Source organism: Paracoccus aminophilus JCM 7686 (assembly GCF_000444995.1).
GTDB lineage: Bacteria > Pseudomonadota > Alphaproteobacteria > Rhodobacterales > Rhodobacteraceae > Paracoccus > Paracoccus aminophilus.
This window is the reverse complement of sequence record NC_022041.1, coordinates 1,862,884-1,876,828: the sequence shown is the minus strand read 5'-3', so window position 1 is coordinate 1,876,828 and position 13,945 is coordinate 1,862,884. Positions and strand designations below refer to the sequence as shown.

13 protein-coding genes are annotated in these 13,945 nt (G+C 63.9%); 8 read left to right on the top strand and 5 right to left on the bottom strand.

Features of this window, described 5'->3' with window-relative positions; genetic code table 11:
- Positions 1-48 precede the first annotated feature (48 nt).
- Positions 49-1,635, bottom strand: coding sequence for a GMC family oxidoreductase (locus JCM7686_RS09180; RefSeq protein ID WP_020950582.1), 1,587 nt, complete (start codon positions 1,633-1,635; stop codon positions 49-51).
- A gap of 190 nt (positions 1,636-1,825) precedes the next feature.
- On the opposite strand from JCM7686_RS09180, the gene JCM7686_RS09175 reads away from it, so the two are divergent.
- Positions 1,826-2,752, top strand: coding sequence for a sugar phosphate isomerase/epimerase family protein (locus JCM7686_RS09175; RefSeq protein WP_020950581.1), 927 nt, complete (start codon positions 1,826-1,828; stop codon positions 2,750-2,752).
- A 111-nt stretch (positions 2,753-2,863) separates the two neighbouring features.
- Here the strand turns inward: JCM7686_RS09175 and JCM7686_RS09170 are convergent, their stop codons facing one another.
- The 3 genes from JCM7686_RS09170 to JCM7686_RS09160 form a co-directional block, all read right to left on the bottom strand.
- Complete coding sequence (locus tag JCM7686_RS09170; RefSeq protein ID WP_020950580.1) at positions 2,864-3,931, bottom strand: polyamine ABC transporter substrate-binding protein; 1,068 nt, start codon at positions 3,929-3,931, stop codon at positions 2,864-2,866.
- A gap of 258 nt (positions 3,932-4,189) precedes the next feature.
- On the bottom strand, positions 4,190-4,492 hold the full coding sequence (locus tag JCM7686_RS09165; protein ID WP_020950579.1) for an EthD family reductase: 303 nt from the start codon (positions 4,490-4,492) through the stop codon (positions 4,190-4,192).
- On the bottom strand, positions 4,492-5,037 hold the full coding sequence (locus tag JCM7686_RS09160) for an amino acid synthesis family protein (protein WP_041527767.1): 546 nt from the start codon (positions 5,035-5,037) through the stop codon (positions 4,492-4,494). Before JCM7686_RS09160 ends, JCM7686_RS09165 begins: the two co-directional genes overlap by 1 nt.
- 131 nt (positions 5,038-5,168) lie before the next feature.
- On the opposite strand from JCM7686_RS09160, the gene JCM7686_RS09155 reads away from it, so the two are divergent.
- Entirely contained in the window at positions 5,169-6,035 is an 867-nt protein-coding gene (locus tag JCM7686_RS09155) for a LysR substrate-binding domain-containing protein (RefSeq protein ID WP_020950577.1), read from the top strand.
- 12 nt (positions 6,036-6,047) lie between these two features.
- On the opposite strand, the gene JCM7686_RS09150 is transcribed toward JCM7686_RS09155, so the two are convergent.
- A complete protein-coding gene (locus JCM7686_RS09150; RefSeq protein ID WP_020950576.1) occupies positions 6,048-6,995 on the bottom strand; it encodes a LysR family transcriptional regulator in 948 nt (315 codons plus the stop codon).
- Positions 6,996-7,142: 147 nt separating this feature from the next.
- On the opposite strand from JCM7686_RS09150, the gene JCM7686_RS09145 reads away from it, so the two are divergent.
- From JCM7686_RS09145 to JCM7686_RS09120, 6 genes are all read left to right on the top strand, one after another.
- Positions 7,143-8,399, top strand: a complete 1,257-nt coding sequence (locus JCM7686_RS09145; protein WP_020950575.1) for a flavin-containing monooxygenase — start codon at positions 7,143-7,145, stop codon at positions 8,397-8,399.
- A gap of 45 nt (positions 8,400-8,444) precedes the next feature.
- The gene (locus JCM7686_RS09140; protein ID WP_020950574.1) at positions 8,445-8,858 is read left to right on the top strand and encodes a RidA family protein; all 414 of its coding nucleotides are present in this window, start codon (positions 8,445-8,447) and stop codon (positions 8,856-8,858) included.
- A 70-nt stretch (positions 8,859-8,928) separates the two neighbouring features.
- Positions 8,929-9,606 (top strand): DUF1028 domain-containing protein, encoded by a 678-nt coding sequence (locus JCM7686_RS09135; protein WP_020950573.1) that lies wholly within the window; start codon positions 8,929-8,931, stop codon positions 9,604-9,606.
- A 90-nt stretch (positions 9,607-9,696) separates the two neighbouring features.
- Positions 9,697-10,863, top strand: a complete 1,167-nt coding sequence (argE, locus tag JCM7686_RS09130) for an acetylornithine deacetylase (protein ID WP_020950572.1) — start codon at positions 9,697-9,699, stop codon at positions 10,861-10,863.
- Between the two features lie 118 nt (positions 10,864-10,981).
- Positions 10,982-12,052, top strand: coding sequence for an ABC transporter substrate-binding protein (locus tag JCM7686_RS09125; protein WP_020950571.1), 1,071 nt, complete (start codon positions 10,982-10,984; stop codon positions 12,050-12,052).
- Between the two features lie 124 nt (positions 12,053-12,176).
- On the top strand, positions 12,177-13,913 hold the full coding sequence (locus JCM7686_RS09120) for an ABC transporter permease subunit (protein ID WP_020950570.1): 1,737 nt from the start codon (positions 12,177-12,179) through the stop codon (positions 13,911-13,913).
- Positions 13,914-13,945: the final 32 nt, after the last annotated feature.

Sequence of the window (13,945 nt, the reverse complement as noted above, 5' to 3'; positions counted from 1 at the left end):
ACCTCTCTATCGCCTGACGCAGTCTGACGCAAAGGCGCGGAAACCCGCTCAGGCGCGCATCAGATCGGCCAGCTTTTCGCCGATCACCATGCAAACCGCATTGGGATTTCCGGAAATCAGCGTCGGCATGATCGAGGCATCGGCGACGCGCAGCCCCTCGATCCCGTGCAGGCGCAGCTTGGGGTCGACCACGGACATCTCATCGCTGCCCGCGCGGCAGGTTCCCGCAGGGTGGAGCGCGGCATGGGCGGTCGTCTGGCAAAAGCGGCGCACGGCATCGCGGGTCAGAGGACCGGCCTCGGGCAGGTGGCGGCGCGCGACGTAGCGCGAAATCGCGGGCTGCTCCATCACCTCCATCGCGAACATCGTGCCATCGGTGATCGCCTCGAGATCATAGGGATCCTTGAAGTAATTCGGGATCACGCGCGGGAAATCGGCGGGATCGGCGCTGTTCAGGCGGACCTCTCCGCGCGAGCGCGGGCGGATTTGGCCAAGGTTGACCGTGCAGCCATTGCCGCCCGGCACGGCCTCGACCCCTTCCTCGATCCCGGCGCCGACGACCATGAAGAACTGGATATCGGGATGGGTCTCGGCGGCATCGGCCCACCAGAAAGCCCCGCCCTCGATCAGGTTCGACGAGGCCGGTCCGCCCTTGAACAGCAGATAGTCGAGCCCGGCCAAAGCCTTCCAATGCAGCTTCTTGTATTTGTCGTAGCTATGCGGCCCATTGAGCTGATAAACCAAGGAAATCTCGATGTGATCCTGAAGGTTCTGCCCCACGCCGGGCAGGTCTTGGACCACCTTGATGCCGTGACGCTCCAGCTCGGCGGCGGGGCCGATGCCCGAGAGCATCAGCAGTTTCGGCGTATTGATCGCCCCGGCTGAGAGGATCACCTCGCGCCGCGCGCGGATGATCGAGGTCTTGCCGTTCTGCACGACCTCGACCCCGGTGGCGCGGCCGCCCTCGACCAGCACGCGCAGGACCCGCGCCTTGGTGCGGATCGAGAGGTTCTCGCGTTTGCGCGCCGGGTTGAGATAGGCCACGGCCGCGCTGCTGCGGCGGCCGTTTTGCGCGGTGATCTGGTAAAGCCCGCAGCCCGCCTGATCGCCCGAGTTGAAATCCGGGTTCAGCGGCAGCCCCTTTTGCTGGCAGGCCTGCAACCAGGCGCGGGTCAGCGGGTGGATATGGTCGATGTCCGAGACGCCAAGCGGCCCGCCCGTCGCATGGACCTCGTTGCAAAAGCGGTTGTTGTTCTCGGCCTTGCGGAAATAGGGCAACACATCGAGATAGCTCCAGCCGGTCGCGCCAAGCGCCTCCCATTGGGCGTAATCGTCGGGATTGCCGCGAATATAGATCATCGCATTGACCGAAGAGCCGCCGCCAAGCACGCTGGCCTGAACCATGGTCGGGGCCTCGGCGCGGTTTTGCGCATCCGTCGGCTCCCAAGGGAAGCGCTTGAGGAGCGGGCCTTGCGCGGTTTTGTAATAGGCACCGGGAATATGGATGTAGGGATTGCGGTCGCGCGGGCCTTCTTCCAGCAAGATGACCTGCGCATCGCCGTCTTCCGAGAGCCGCGAGGCCAGCACACAGCCGGTCGAGCCGCCGCCCACGATCACATAATCCGCCAGTTCCATGATGCATTCCCGTCCTGTTGTCGCCCCGGATTAAGGCCGCGAGAGGGGCGGCTGACAATTTCGCAACCCTCACAGTCCTGACGCAAATTGGCGCACTGGCTGCGCCGCTCTGCGCGGGAAAGCTTGCGGATGCGCAATTGCCGCGCGGGCGCGAGGCTGGGATGATTGGTGGATCCAGAAGGAGAGGCCGATGAATTCCCCCCAGCCCAATGCTCCCCAGCCCAATGCTTCCCAGCCGCAAGCTCGGCGCCAGCAGATCATGCTGCATTCGCTGATTGCCAAGGATGCGCCGATGGCGCTGGATCTGCGGCTTGCGCAAGAACTCGGTTACGACGGGATCGAGCTCTCGGGGGCCAAGATGCGTGCCTTTCTGGCGGCGGGCTGGTCCGAGGCCGAACTTGCCGCGCGGCTGCGCCCCTTCACCATCCCGGGCATCGGCTTTCTGCTCGATATCGAGCGCCATGGCACCGATGAGGCGAGCCTGATCGCCGATGCCGAGGCGCTGTTTGCCTTGGCCGAGCTTGCCGGGGCGAAGGGCGTTCAGGTCCTGACCGGGCCGGTCAGTCTTGCCACCGTGCAGCGCCACGGCCAAGGCCTGCCGGTCGAGGGCTATACGGGCGTCTTGGGGCTCCTGCGCGCCGAGCAGATGGCGATCACCGCGCGCAATCTGGCGCGGCTCGCCGATCTCGCTGCCGAGCGCGGGCTGCTGGTCTATCTTGAGGCTTTGGGTTGGTGCCCGCTCAATACGATTTCGGATCAGGTCGAGCTGATTTCGCGCGCCGATCGCTCGAATATCCGCATGGTGGTCGATTTCTGGCATGCCTATGTCTCGGGCGATACGCCGGAGCGGATCGCGAAACTCGACAAGGACATTCTCTACGGCGTCCATGTCTGCGACTCGCTGGCCCATGCGGGCGGGCTTCCCGATGAGGCCGCGCTGCGCAATGTCGCGACCGGAGAGGGCGTGTTGCCTCTGCAGGACTGGGTCGATGCGGTCAAGGCGACGGGCTATGTCGGCTGGTGGAGCGGCGAGCTCTTCGCGCGCCGCCAGCATCAGGATGACAGCTTCACGGTCGCTGCCGAAATGAAGCGGCTGATGGAGAAGCTGATCTTGTGATCCCTCGGGCGGCGATCAGGGTTGCGTCGCGCGCACCTTGCCGCCCGGGGCTGCCGATGCGCGACCCGAGGGGAGGGTCGCGCATCGGTCCTTTCACTTCGGTCTAAGCGCTCAGTTTGAAAGCCAGGTGTTGAAACGCTGGGTCAGCTCGATGTCGTGATCGGCCCAGAATTCGACATTCGAGGTCAGCGCCGTCTTGAGATATTCGGGATTGGTCGGCAGGTTTTCCGCCATTTCGGTCTTGCCGTCCTTGTAAAGCCCGATCAGCGGGGCTGCGGATTTCCGCGGCGGGCCGTAGCTGATGAATTTGGCCAGATCCGCCTGATGCTGGCTTGTGCTCATCCATTTGATATATGTCCAGGCCGCATCCTTGTTCGGCGCGCCTTTCGGGATGACGTAAAGGTTGAAGTCGAGGATCTGATTGTCCCACAGGATCGCGAAGGGGCTCTTGTCGGCCATCACTGCATTGAAGATCCGCCCGTTATAGGCGGTTGACATGACGACCTCGCCATCGGCCAGAAGCTGCGGCGGCTGGGCCCCGGCCTCCCACCAGATCACGTCCTTCTTGATCGTATCGAGCTTGGCAAATGCCCGGTCGACGCCTTCCGGGGTCGCCAGCTTTGCATAGACCTCGGCGGGCGGCACGCCATCGGCCATCAGCGCCAGTTCCAGCGCGAATTTCGCGCCTTTGCGCAGCCCGCGCTTGCCCGGGATCTTTTCGAGGTCGAAGAAATCCGCCGAAGAGGCCATCGCGGGCACTTTATCGGTGCGATAGGCGATCATGGTCGAATAGACCAGCACGCCGACGCCGCAGTCATAAAGCCCGCCCTCGATGAAATCGGCGCGGGCTTTCGAGCCGTCGATCCCGTCGGCAAGCTCGTCGATCGGCAGGGGTTCGATCAGCCCCTCGTCGCACAGCCGGGTCAGATCCGAAGGCTCGACATCGGCAATATCGGTGGTGACATTGCCCGATTCCACCTGCGCCTTGATCGGCGTGGCCGGGTTGTCGGCGTCGATCGAATTGATCTTGACCCCGGTCTCGGCCATGTAGGGGCGGTGCCAGGCCTCCATCTGGGCGGCGGCAATCGCACCGCCCCAGGAGACGACGTTGATCTCTTCCGCTTGCGCAGCCAGCGAGAAACTGGCCAGAGCGGTGGTGAATGCAAGTATCTTCTTCATCATAGTCTCCCTGTTTTTCATTATTTTTCAGTAAGCCAATATGAAGTCTGCATGAGGCTGGGCCTCATGGTCGTGATGCGCGACAGCGTAGCGCTGCGGCTTTGGGCGGTCCCCGGTCTTGGGCGGTCCCCGGTCTTGGGCCGGGGCTGCGCCGGGGCCGGATCAAGCCGCTTGAACGGGACGGCAGGACCATCGGCCGGATCGGGCTGGATCAGGGGCCGCGGCCCGATCCAGTCCGCAGGTTTGGATCGCGGCGGCTCAGGCCCCGACGATCACATGTTCTTCGGCCAGCATACGGATGCGCGCCGAGACATGGGCGAGCGTATCGGCCGCAACCGCCTTGCCTGCCTCCGTGGCATAGGCCGCCTCGAAATCGGCCTGACTGTCGAACCAGAGCTCGGAGACCCCGTCATAGGGCGCCTCGTGCAGCAGGTTGAAGACGGCCTTGCGCAGGCCCGGTAGCTGGCGCACCAAAGGGGCATGGCCGCTCAGCCACCAGTCGCGAAACTGGGCCTCGGGCAGGTCGTCGCGGCGCTTGAGCAGGATGATCGCCTTGAACATCAGACCTTCACCCGTTTGAGGGGACGCCCGCCAATGCCGACGGCGAGGACCAGAAACAGCTCATCCTCGCGCGGCCCGTCGGGACAGGTGATCTCGAGCGCATCCATTTCGTCGAATTGCCAGATGTCGTCGCAATTGGTCAGCGGCACGGTGATCGAGGAGCCCGGCCCGCCGAATTTCTTGGTCGAGGGGATGATCGCAGGCCCCCGGCCAAGGCGCTTGCGCACCGGCGCGCCGAATTTCGGATGGATGAGCGCTGCGGCATGTTCAAGCTCGCCCCGCCCGCCCACGATCGCGCCCTTGCCATAGGCCGAGACCTCCGCGATCCGCTCGCCCAGAAGCGCCGCGAGCTCTGTGACCAGCGCCTCGCCGACCTCGGCCCCGGCGGCGATCAGGGGCGACAGGTCCTCGACATAGCGTCCGGCGAATTCATTGGTCAGGATGATGCCCACGGCGGCTTTCAGCTTGCGGCCTTCGACCGGTCGGTCAAGCTCGCGGTGGACCTCTTCGAGATGGGCGATCGTCTTTCTGATTTTCAACGACAATTTCCGCTCCTTTTGCGGTTCGATCCGGTTGCCATGATCTGGCATGGCCCCTCATCGAAGCTTGTAGGACGCTGATTTTCAGGACAATCTAATTTAATTGGGGAAACACTTGAGGAAATCGAAAGGATGCGATGAACCCGCCGCGTTTCGATCAGCTGCGCGCTCTGGTGGCCTTTGCCGACAGCGGAAGCTGCAAGGGGGCGGCGCAGATCGTCGCGCGCAGCGAGGCCGCGGTCAGCGTGCAGCTGCGCAAGCTCGAGGATGATCTCGGTCGCGCGCTTTTCGCAAAGATCGGACGGCGGCTCATGTTGACCGAGTTTGGCGCGAGCGTGGTCAGTGATGCCCGCCGGATCCTGACGATCTGCGAGGATATCCGCATTCGCGCCACGCAGGCGGAGGTGCCCGCTTGCCTGCGGATCGGGGCGCCGGATGATTATCTGACGCTGGTTCAGGACCTGCTTGCGATGATCCGCGAGACCTTTCCCGCAACGCGGCTTGAACTCAACTGCCTGCCCAGCCAGCAATTGCGCCCGCTGCTTCTGGCGGGAAAGCTCGACCTCGCGCTTCTCTCGTGCGCGGATGAGCACGAGCCCGGGCTTTTCATCCGTCGCGCCGATGTGGTCTGGGCCATGGCCGGGCAGGCGGCGATCGACCGGGCCGATCCTCTGCCGCTCGCGCTCTTTCCCGATGGCTGCATCATGCGCAAGCGCGCGCTCGAGGCCTTGGACCGGATCGGGCGGCGCTATGAGATCGCCTATACCAGCTCGAATATCGAGGCCTTGCGCGGCATTGTTGCTCAAGGTCTGGCCGTCGCGCCTTTCGTCGATATGGATTTGCCCGCCGGATTTCGCACCCAAACCGCCGAGCTGCCCGCGCTGAATGACATCACCGTCATGCTGCAATTCGCCCCGGGCGCTGCGGCGGATTGGCAGGCCGCGCTTTCGGCGGCCATGGCGCGCAAGCCTTTGGTGCAAGGCAGGGCCGAGGCCGCACGGTGAGTGCGATTGCGCTTAAGCCAGACCCGAGCCGCGCGTGATCGGGCCGTCCATGCCCGGCACATAGCCATCGCTGATGAGCGCGCGGCAATAGGTCTCGAAGGTGCCGGTCAGCCGGGTGTGGCTGGCCTGACCGACGCGGATCAGGCCGATATGCATGGCCTTATGTTCGCCGGCTAAGGGCAGCGACACCAGCTTGCGCCCGTCCAGAGCCGCCTTGTTGCGTGGCCGGACATTGGCCAAAGCATAGCCATAGGCGCTGCTGACCATGGTGCGGATCACCTCTTGATGCTGGATCTGCGCCGCGACATTGGGCGTCAGCCCCGCCGCCGCGAAAAGCCCAAGGAAGTAGTCGCGCGAATGGGGCAGGTCGAGCAGGATCAGATCGCGCTCGGCCAATTCGGCAAGCCCAACCTCGGCGCGGCTCGCGAGGGGATCGGTTTCGGCCACCTGCGCATAGGGCGGCAATTCGGCCAAAGGCGTGAACTCGAACCCGTCGGGAATCGTCAGGTTGTAAGACAAGGCCGCGTCGATCTCTGCGCGTTCCAGCTTGGTCATCAGGATCGAATGATCGGCGACGGTCGGGCGGATTTTTACCCCGGGATAGGCGGCCATGAAGCCCTGGCTGATCTCTGGCAAAACCATGGGCGCGAAGGTCAGGAGGCAGCCAAGCGAGAGCGTGCCGCGGATCTGCTCGGTCGCCTCAGAGGCCGCGGTATAGAGGTTCTGCGCCTGCTCGATCACCGATTTCGCCTGCGCCAGCAGCTTCTGCCCGGCGGGCGTCAGTGACAGCCCTTGCGCATGGCGGCGCAGGAAAAGCTGGACGCCCAATTCGACCTCAAGCTGCGAAATCGCCGTCGAGATCGAGGGCTGCGACACGGAAATCCGCTCCGACGCCAGCTTGATCGAGCCGGATTCGGCAGTGGCGATGAAATATTCGATCTGTCGAAGCGTGAAGCGCATATCCGTCCCTCTGGTCGTGACTGCTTCCATTAGTCCTAATCAGTGCTGCAGGAAATCGTAATTTTCCAAAAGCAAGTCCTTCGCTACAGCGAAAGCGAACAGCGTCGGCGACTGGCCATTTCCGACGCGCCAGCAAAGGACGGAAGAATGTCAGTCGAAAAGATCCACACTTTGGTCATCGGGGCAGGGCAGGCCGGTGTCGCGGCCAGCGAACATCTCAGCCGCAACGGCGTCGCGCATATCGTGCTCGAGCGCGGGCGGATTGCCGAGCGCTGGCGCTCGATGCGGTGGGATTCGCTGGTGGCCAATGGCCCGGCTTGGCATGACAGCTTCCCGAACCTCGACTTTCCGGGCTGCCCCGATGATTTCGTCCCGAAAGAAGGGGTCGCGGATTATTTCGAAGCCTATGCCGCCAAATTCAAGGCGCCCGTGCGCTGCGGCGTCGAGGTGACTTTGGTCGAGCGTCTGGAGGGCCGTCCGGGCTTTCGCGTCGAGACCACGGCAGGCAGTTTCGAGGCGCTGAATGTCGTGACCGCGACCGGCCCCTTCCAAAAGCCGAATATCCCGCCGCTGGTCCCTGCGCTTGAGGGCATCTCGCAGATCCATTCGAGCGACTACCGCAATCCGGCCCAGCTGGACGAGGGTGCGGTCATGGTCGTCGGCGCGGGCTCGTCGGGCGTGCAGATCGCCGAAGAGCTGATGCGGTCGGGCCGCAAGGTCTATCTTTCGGTCGGCGCCCATGACCGCCCGCCGCGCGCTTATCGTGGCCGCGATTTCGTCTGGTGGCTGGGCGTTTTGGGCAAATGGGACGCGCAGGTGCAGGCGCCGGGCACGCAGCATGTGACCATCGCGGTCAGCGGCGCGCGTGGGGGCGAGACCATCGATTTCCGCCGCCTTGCCGCGCAGGGCATGGTTCTGGTCGGCCAGACCGGCCCCTATGCGGATGGCAAGCTCACCTTCGCGGGTGATCTGGTCGAGAACCTCGATCGCGGCGACGAGAACTATCTGTCGCTGCTCGATGAGGCCGATGCCTATATCGCCGCGAATGGGCTCAATCTGCCCGAGGAACCCGGCGCGCGCGAACTTGGCCCCGCTGTCGATTGCGTGACCAACCCGCTCCGGGATCTCGATCTCGCCGAGGCCGGTATCACGACGATCATCTGGGCCACGGGCTTTTCCTCGGATTACAGTTGGCTGCGCGTCAATGCCTTCGACGAGGCGGGCCGTCCCTGCCACAAGCAAGGCGTCTCGACCGAGCCGGGCGTCTATTTCCTTGGCCTGCCTTGGCTGTCGGGCCGTGGCTCCAGCTTTATCTGGGGCGTCTGGTATGACGCGCGCCATGTCGCCGACCACATCGTCATTCAGGATCACTACAAGTCCTACGCGCCCGCTCTGGCCGGTTAAGCGCGCCGCCCCTTTCAAATTTGCCTGACCCCACGGAGACAGTGAATGGCACATACCCGCATTCGTAAGTTCAACACCAAAGAAACCTACCCCGAGCAGAACCTCGACAACGATCTGGCGCAAGCCGTCGTTGCGCGCGGCACCACGATCTTCCTGCGCGGCCAGTGCCCGCAAGATCTCGACACCGCCAAGAACATCGAGAGCCATGATCCGGTCGAGCAGACCCATAAGGTCATGCAAAACATCCGCCAGCTGGTCGAAGAATGCGGCGGCAAGATGGAGCATGTCACGAAGCTCGTGGTCTATCTGACCGATGTGCGCCACCGCGAGGCGGTTTATCGCACCATGGGCGATTATATCCGCGGCGTGCATCCGGTCTGCACCGGGCTGGTCGTCGTCGCCTTGGCGCGTCCCGAATGGCTGGTCGAGATCGACGCGACCGCCGTCATCCCGGACTGATCGCCCGCCTTCAAACCTCGGCTGACCGGTGCCTCCGGTCGGCCTTTCCCTTTCGACTGGAGAGACCCGCATGACCTTTTCCATCGTCGCCCGTTGCGCAGAAACCGGCCAGTTCGGCGTCGCGATTTCCTCTTCCTCGCCCGCCGTGGCCGCCCGCTGCGCTTGGGCCGAGGCCGGGATCGGCGCGGTCTCGACCCAGAATGTCACCAATCCGGCGCTGGGGCCGTTGATGCTTTCGGCACTGGCAGAGGGCGCGGATGCGGCGGCAGCCGTGGCCAAAGCCGCGACCGAGGACGCTTTCCCCGATTATCGCCAATTGCTCGCCGTCGATGCGCAAGGCGGCGTTGCCGTCCATTCCGGCGCTAAGGCGCTTGGCATCTGGACCTCGGCCACCGGGCGCGATTGCGCGGCAGGCGGCAACCTTCTCGCCCATGACGGCGTGCCCGCTGCCATGGTCTCGGCCTTCGAGAAAACCTCCGGCGCTTTGGGTGATCGCCTGATTGCCGCGCTGCAAGCCGCGATTGCGGCGGGCGGCGAGGCGGGGCCGGTGCGCTCGGCCGGGCTGTTGATCGTCGACCGCGAGAGCTGGCCCTATGCCGAATTGCGCATCGACTGGCTGGACGAGGGTTGTCCCGTCGCCGCCGTCGCCCGCGCATGGGAGGTCTATAGCCCGCAGGCCCGCGATTACGTCACCCGCGCGCTCGACCCCTCTGCCGCGCCGTCTTATGGCGTGCCGGGCGACGAATAACCCGCTGTTTCGCGACAGTTTTCAGGCCCGGAGCGATCCGGGCCTTTTCCCGTCTTTGCCCCATCTTCCCCGCGCAGGAGCACCAGCGCCATGACCCCCACCGAACTCTGGCTTGAACGGCTGATCGCCCATCCGACGATCAGCGCCGACACCAACCTGCCGCTGATCGCCCAGCTTGAGGCCGCGATTGAGGCGCGGGGCGGGATCTGCCAGCGCTTTCCCGACCAGACCGGCACCAAGACCTCGCTGCTGGCGCGGCTTGGACCCGAACCGGGGCCGGATGTGGAGGGCGGGCTGATGCTCTCGGGCCATGTCGATGTCGTCCCGGTGGCGGGGCAGGACTGGACGCGCCCGGCTTTCGCGATGACCCGCGCGGATGGCCTGCTTTACGGGCGCGGCACCACCGATATGAAGGGCTTCATCGCCGCGGTTATGGCGCTGGTCGAGCGGACCACTCCGGCGACGCTGACCAAACCGCTCTGGCTCGCGATCTCTTATGACGAGGAAATCGGCTGCGTCGGTGTGCGACCGATGATCGCAGAGATCGCCGCGCAAGGCATCCGTCCCGAGCTGATCGTGGTCGGAGAGCCGACCTCGATGCGGCTTTGTCTGGGCCATAAGGGCAAGATGGCCTTCAGCGTCACCGCGCGCGGCACGCCGCGCCATTCCGCCGAGGCGCCGCTTGCGCTGAACGCGCTGCATGTTGCCAGTGACTTCATCGTGGCTTTGCGCGACCTGCAAGACGAGATCGCCGCCACCGGCCCCCGCGAAGCGGGCTATTCCGTCCCATATGCCACCGTCCATGTCGGCAAGCTCACCGCCGGGACTGTGGTCAACCTGGTGCCGGACCGCGCCGAAATGCTGATGGAATGCCGGATGATGGCCGCAGATGATTCTCGCGCCCTTGCCGCGCGGATCGAAAAGGCCGGGGAAAACGCGCTGTCGCACCATCTGGCGGCATTTCCCGAGGCGGGATTGGAGATCATCCAGACCGGCAGCTACCCCGGTCTCGCCACCGATCCCGAGGCCCCGGCCGTGCGCGCTTTCGCCGCTTGCCTGCCGCAGGGCACGCCCGAATGTCGGGTCAGTTTCGGGACCGAGGCCGGGCTCTTCGCGCAAGCGCTTGATCTACCAGTGGTTGTTTGCGGCCCCGGAGATATGGCGCAGGGCCACCGCCCCGATGAATTCATCGCCGAGAGCCAGCTTGCCGCTTGTGACGCAATGTTGAGCGCGGCAGTGGATCGCTTTTGCCGGTGATCGGCGCTATCTGCTTCGCTTGCGCCAAAGCAGATGAACGGAAAATTGTAATTTACCGAAGCCAGTCGGATGGGAAATGTGCGCCGACAAAGCTTCATACAACAGCTGGAGGATGTGAATGAGCACGGAATTTTCGCGCCGCAGGTTTTTGAAAAACAGCACGGGGCTGGCCGCGGCTGCCCTTGCGGCGCCGGTCATCCTGAAGGGTTCGCGCGTTTTCGCAGGCGAGGTCCTGACGGTCCGTGACATGGGCGGGGCCTTCTACGAAGGCTTCAAGCTCGGCTTCTACGACAGCTTCACCGAGGCGACCGGCGTCTCGATCCAGGTGAACACCAACGAGCCCGATCCGATCCCGCAATATAAGATGGCGATCGACACCGACACGAAACTGTTCGACGTGGCGCTGATGACGCCCGAGCACGTTCTGCGTCTGCGCCAAATGGGCGACCAGTATATGCTGCCGGTGAATATCGAGGTGAAGAACCCCGATGATTTCACCCCGAACAACTTCGAGCCCGATTTCGTCGGCGTCGCGATTTATGCGCTCGCCATGGCCTATCGCACCGACACCGTGAAAGAGGTCCCGACGAGCTGGGCCGATTTCTGGAACACCGATGGCTTCAAGGGCCGCCGCGGGTTGTGGCGCAGCCCGGTCACCACGCTGGAGATGGCGCTGCTGGCCGATGGCGTCGAGCTCGACAAGCTCTATCCGCTCGACGTGGACCGCGCTTTCGCGAGCCTCGACAAGATCAAGTCGAAGATCGACATCTGGTGGACCTCGGGCGCCCATGCGACCCAGCTTCTCAAAGACGGCGAGCTCGATCTGATGTCGAGCTGGTCGACCCGTGCGCAAGCCGCGATCGACGAAGGCGCGCCGGCGAGCATCCTGTGGAACGGCGGTCTTTACAACATCGACGGCTGGACCATTGCGGGCAACACCGACAAGGCCGATCTCGCGCGCAAATTCATCGAATGGTGCCTCGATGCCGAGCGTCAGGCCGCCTATACTCCGGCGCTCGCTTGCGGTCCGACCAATATGAAGGCCTATGACTTCATTCCGCCGGAAAAAGCCAAGCTGCTGCCGACCGCGCCGGACAATATCAAGGGCCTGACCCTGCTGGGCGCGCCTTTCTGGGCCGAGCATCAGGACGAGCTGACCCAGCGCTTTGAACAATGGATCCTGAGCTAAGCCCTAGGCCCAAGCACGGATCTCTTCGACCCTTCGGCCCTGCCTCGGCGGGGCCGAGTTGCTGACAGATGGAGCCCGGCCGCGCAGGCGCGGCGGGGCACCTTTTGCAAAGAACAGGACTTCCATGGCTGATCTTTCCGCCAATAACTTCCCGGTAAGGAAGCGTTCCGGGTTCGACAGCCTTTGGCTTTCCTCTCCCGGCCTTGTCTATATGGCGCTGCTGCTGATCCTTCCGGCAGGCGCGCTGATCTGGCAATCCTTCATCGACCCCAAGACGGGCGCCTTCGACCTTTCGGTCTATCGCCAGCTTTTCTCGGCGGGCGTTTACGTGAAGGTGCTGATCAACACATTCGTCATCTCGGCGCAGGTGACGCTGGTCTGCCTGCTCATCGGCTATCCGATCGCGCTTTGGCTTGCCGGGATGGAGGAGCGCCGCCGTCGCATGGCGATGTGGCTGGTGCTCTTGCCCTTCTGGCTGAGCCCGCTTCTCAAGAACTTTGCCTGGATCGTGCTTTTGGCGCGCAAGGGGATCGTCGCGCAATTGCTGACCGGCATCGGGTTCGAGACCGAGCTTAATCTGCTCTACGGTCGCGGCGCGGTGGTTTTCGGCATGGCCCATGCCATGCTGCCGATCGCGATCCTGACCATGCTGCCGACCATGCTGACCATCGACAACCGTCTGGTCCCGGCGGCCATGAGCCTTGGCGCGACCCGTCCGCAGGCCTTCTGGCGCGTCTTCCTGCCGCTCTCGATGCCGGGCGTTGCCGCTGCCGGTCTGCTGATCTTCGTGATGGGCCTTGGCTTCTTCATCACGCCCTCGCTGCTCGGCTCTCCGAATGAAACCGTGATCGGGCAGATGATGATCACGCAGGTCCAGAAGCTCTTCAACCTGCGCCTTGCCGGAGCCCTCGCCGCGCTGCTGCTGGCGGTGACGCTGATCACCATCGCGCTTTATGACCGGGTCTTCGGCATGTCGGCGGTTTCGGGATCTGGCGGCGCGGTCAAACGCGGGCGCATCGTCGGCTTCTTCGGCGGTATCCTCATTGAGCTCGGCGCTGCGATCAGCGATGCGATTGCCCGTGTCCTGCCGGTCCGTCTGGGCCGTGGCGCCTTCACCGTCTTCGTCTGGCTGGTGATCATCATCATGATCATCCCGGTTCTTGCCTTCCCGCCGATGGCGTTCTCAGGCTCGAGCTTCCTTGAGTTCCCGCCGAAAAGCTTCTCGCTGCGCTGGTTCGAGACCTATCTCGGCTCGGCGCAATGGACTGGCGCGACCTTGCGCTCTGCCATTGTCGCGATCCTGACCGGGGTGCTGGCGACGCTGCTTGCGGGCTTTGCGGCCTACGGGCTGGCGCGCTCGAAGCATAAGGCGAGCGGGCTGATTTTCCTGTCGTTCATGCTGCCGATGGTGGTGCCGAATATCGTGATCGGCGTGGCTTTGTTCTACGTTTTCGCGAAAATGGGCCTGATTGCCACCAATACCGGCATCGTGCTGGGCCATACGCTTTCGGCGATCCCGGTGGTCTTCGTCATCCTGCTCACGACCTTCCGCGCGGTGGACTGGCGTCTCATTCAGGCGGCAGCGACGCTTGGCGCAAGCCGGTGGCAGCAGATCCGTCTGGTGCTGGTGCCTCTGGTGCGCGGCGGCGCGATTGCGGCCTTCCTCTTCGGTTTGCTGCATTCCTTCGAGGAGCTGACCATCGCGCTTTTCGTCGGTGCGGGCGTCAAGCAGACGCTGCCCAAGCAGATGTGGGATGACATCATCCTGAGCATTTCGCCGACCCTGGCCGCGGCCTCGGTCTTCATCATCGTCGTGGTGACCGTTCTCTTCGTCATCGCCGAAAAATCACGGCCGCGCTGAGATGCAAACGGCTGTTCTCACTCCCGCGACCA

Coding starts and splice junctions, on each gene's coding strand:
- JCM7686_RS09180 (WP_020950582.1), bottom strand. CDS start 1,635: ATGGAACTGGCGGATTATGTGATCGTGGGCGGCGGCTCGACCGGCTGT.
- JCM7686_RS09175 (WP_020950581.1), top strand. CDS start 1,826: ATGAATTCCCCCCAGCCCAATGCTCCCCAGCCCAATGCTTCCCAGCCG.
- JCM7686_RS09170 (WP_020950580.1), bottom strand. CDS start 3,931: ATGAAGAAGATACTTGCATTCACCACCGCTCTGGCCAGTTTCTCGCTG.
- JCM7686_RS09165 (WP_020950579.1), bottom strand. CDS start 4,492: ATGTTCAAGGCGATCATCCTGCTCAAGCGCCGCGACGACCTGCCCGAG.
- JCM7686_RS09155 (WP_020950577.1), top strand. CDS start 5,169: ATGAACCCGCCGCGTTTCGATCAGCTGCGCGCTCTGGTGGCCTTTGCC.
- JCM7686_RS09150 (WP_020950576.1), bottom strand. CDS start 6,995: ATGCGCTTCACGCTTCGACAGATCGAATATTTCATCGCCACTGCCGAA.
- JCM7686_RS09145 (WP_020950575.1), top strand. CDS start 7,143: ATGTCAGTCGAAAAGATCCACACTTTGGTCATCGGGGCAGGGCAGGCC.
- JCM7686_RS09140 (WP_020950574.1), top strand. CDS start 8,445: ATGGCACATACCCGCATTCGTAAGTTCAACACCAAAGAAACCTACCCC.
- JCM7686_RS09135 (WP_020950573.1), top strand. CDS start 8,929: ATGACCTTTTCCATCGTCGCCCGTTGCGCAGAAACCGGCCAGTTCGGC.
- argE (WP_020950572.1), top strand. CDS start 9,697: ATGACCCCCACCGAACTCTGGCTTGAACGGCTGATCGCCCATCCGACG.
- JCM7686_RS09125 (WP_020950571.1), top strand. CDS start 10,982: ATGAGCACGGAATTTTCGCGCCGCAGGTTTTTGAAAAACAGCACGGGG.
- JCM7686_RS09120 (WP_020950570.1), top strand. CDS start 12,177: ATGGCTGATCTTTCCGCCAATAACTTCCCGGTAAGGAAGCGTTCCGGG.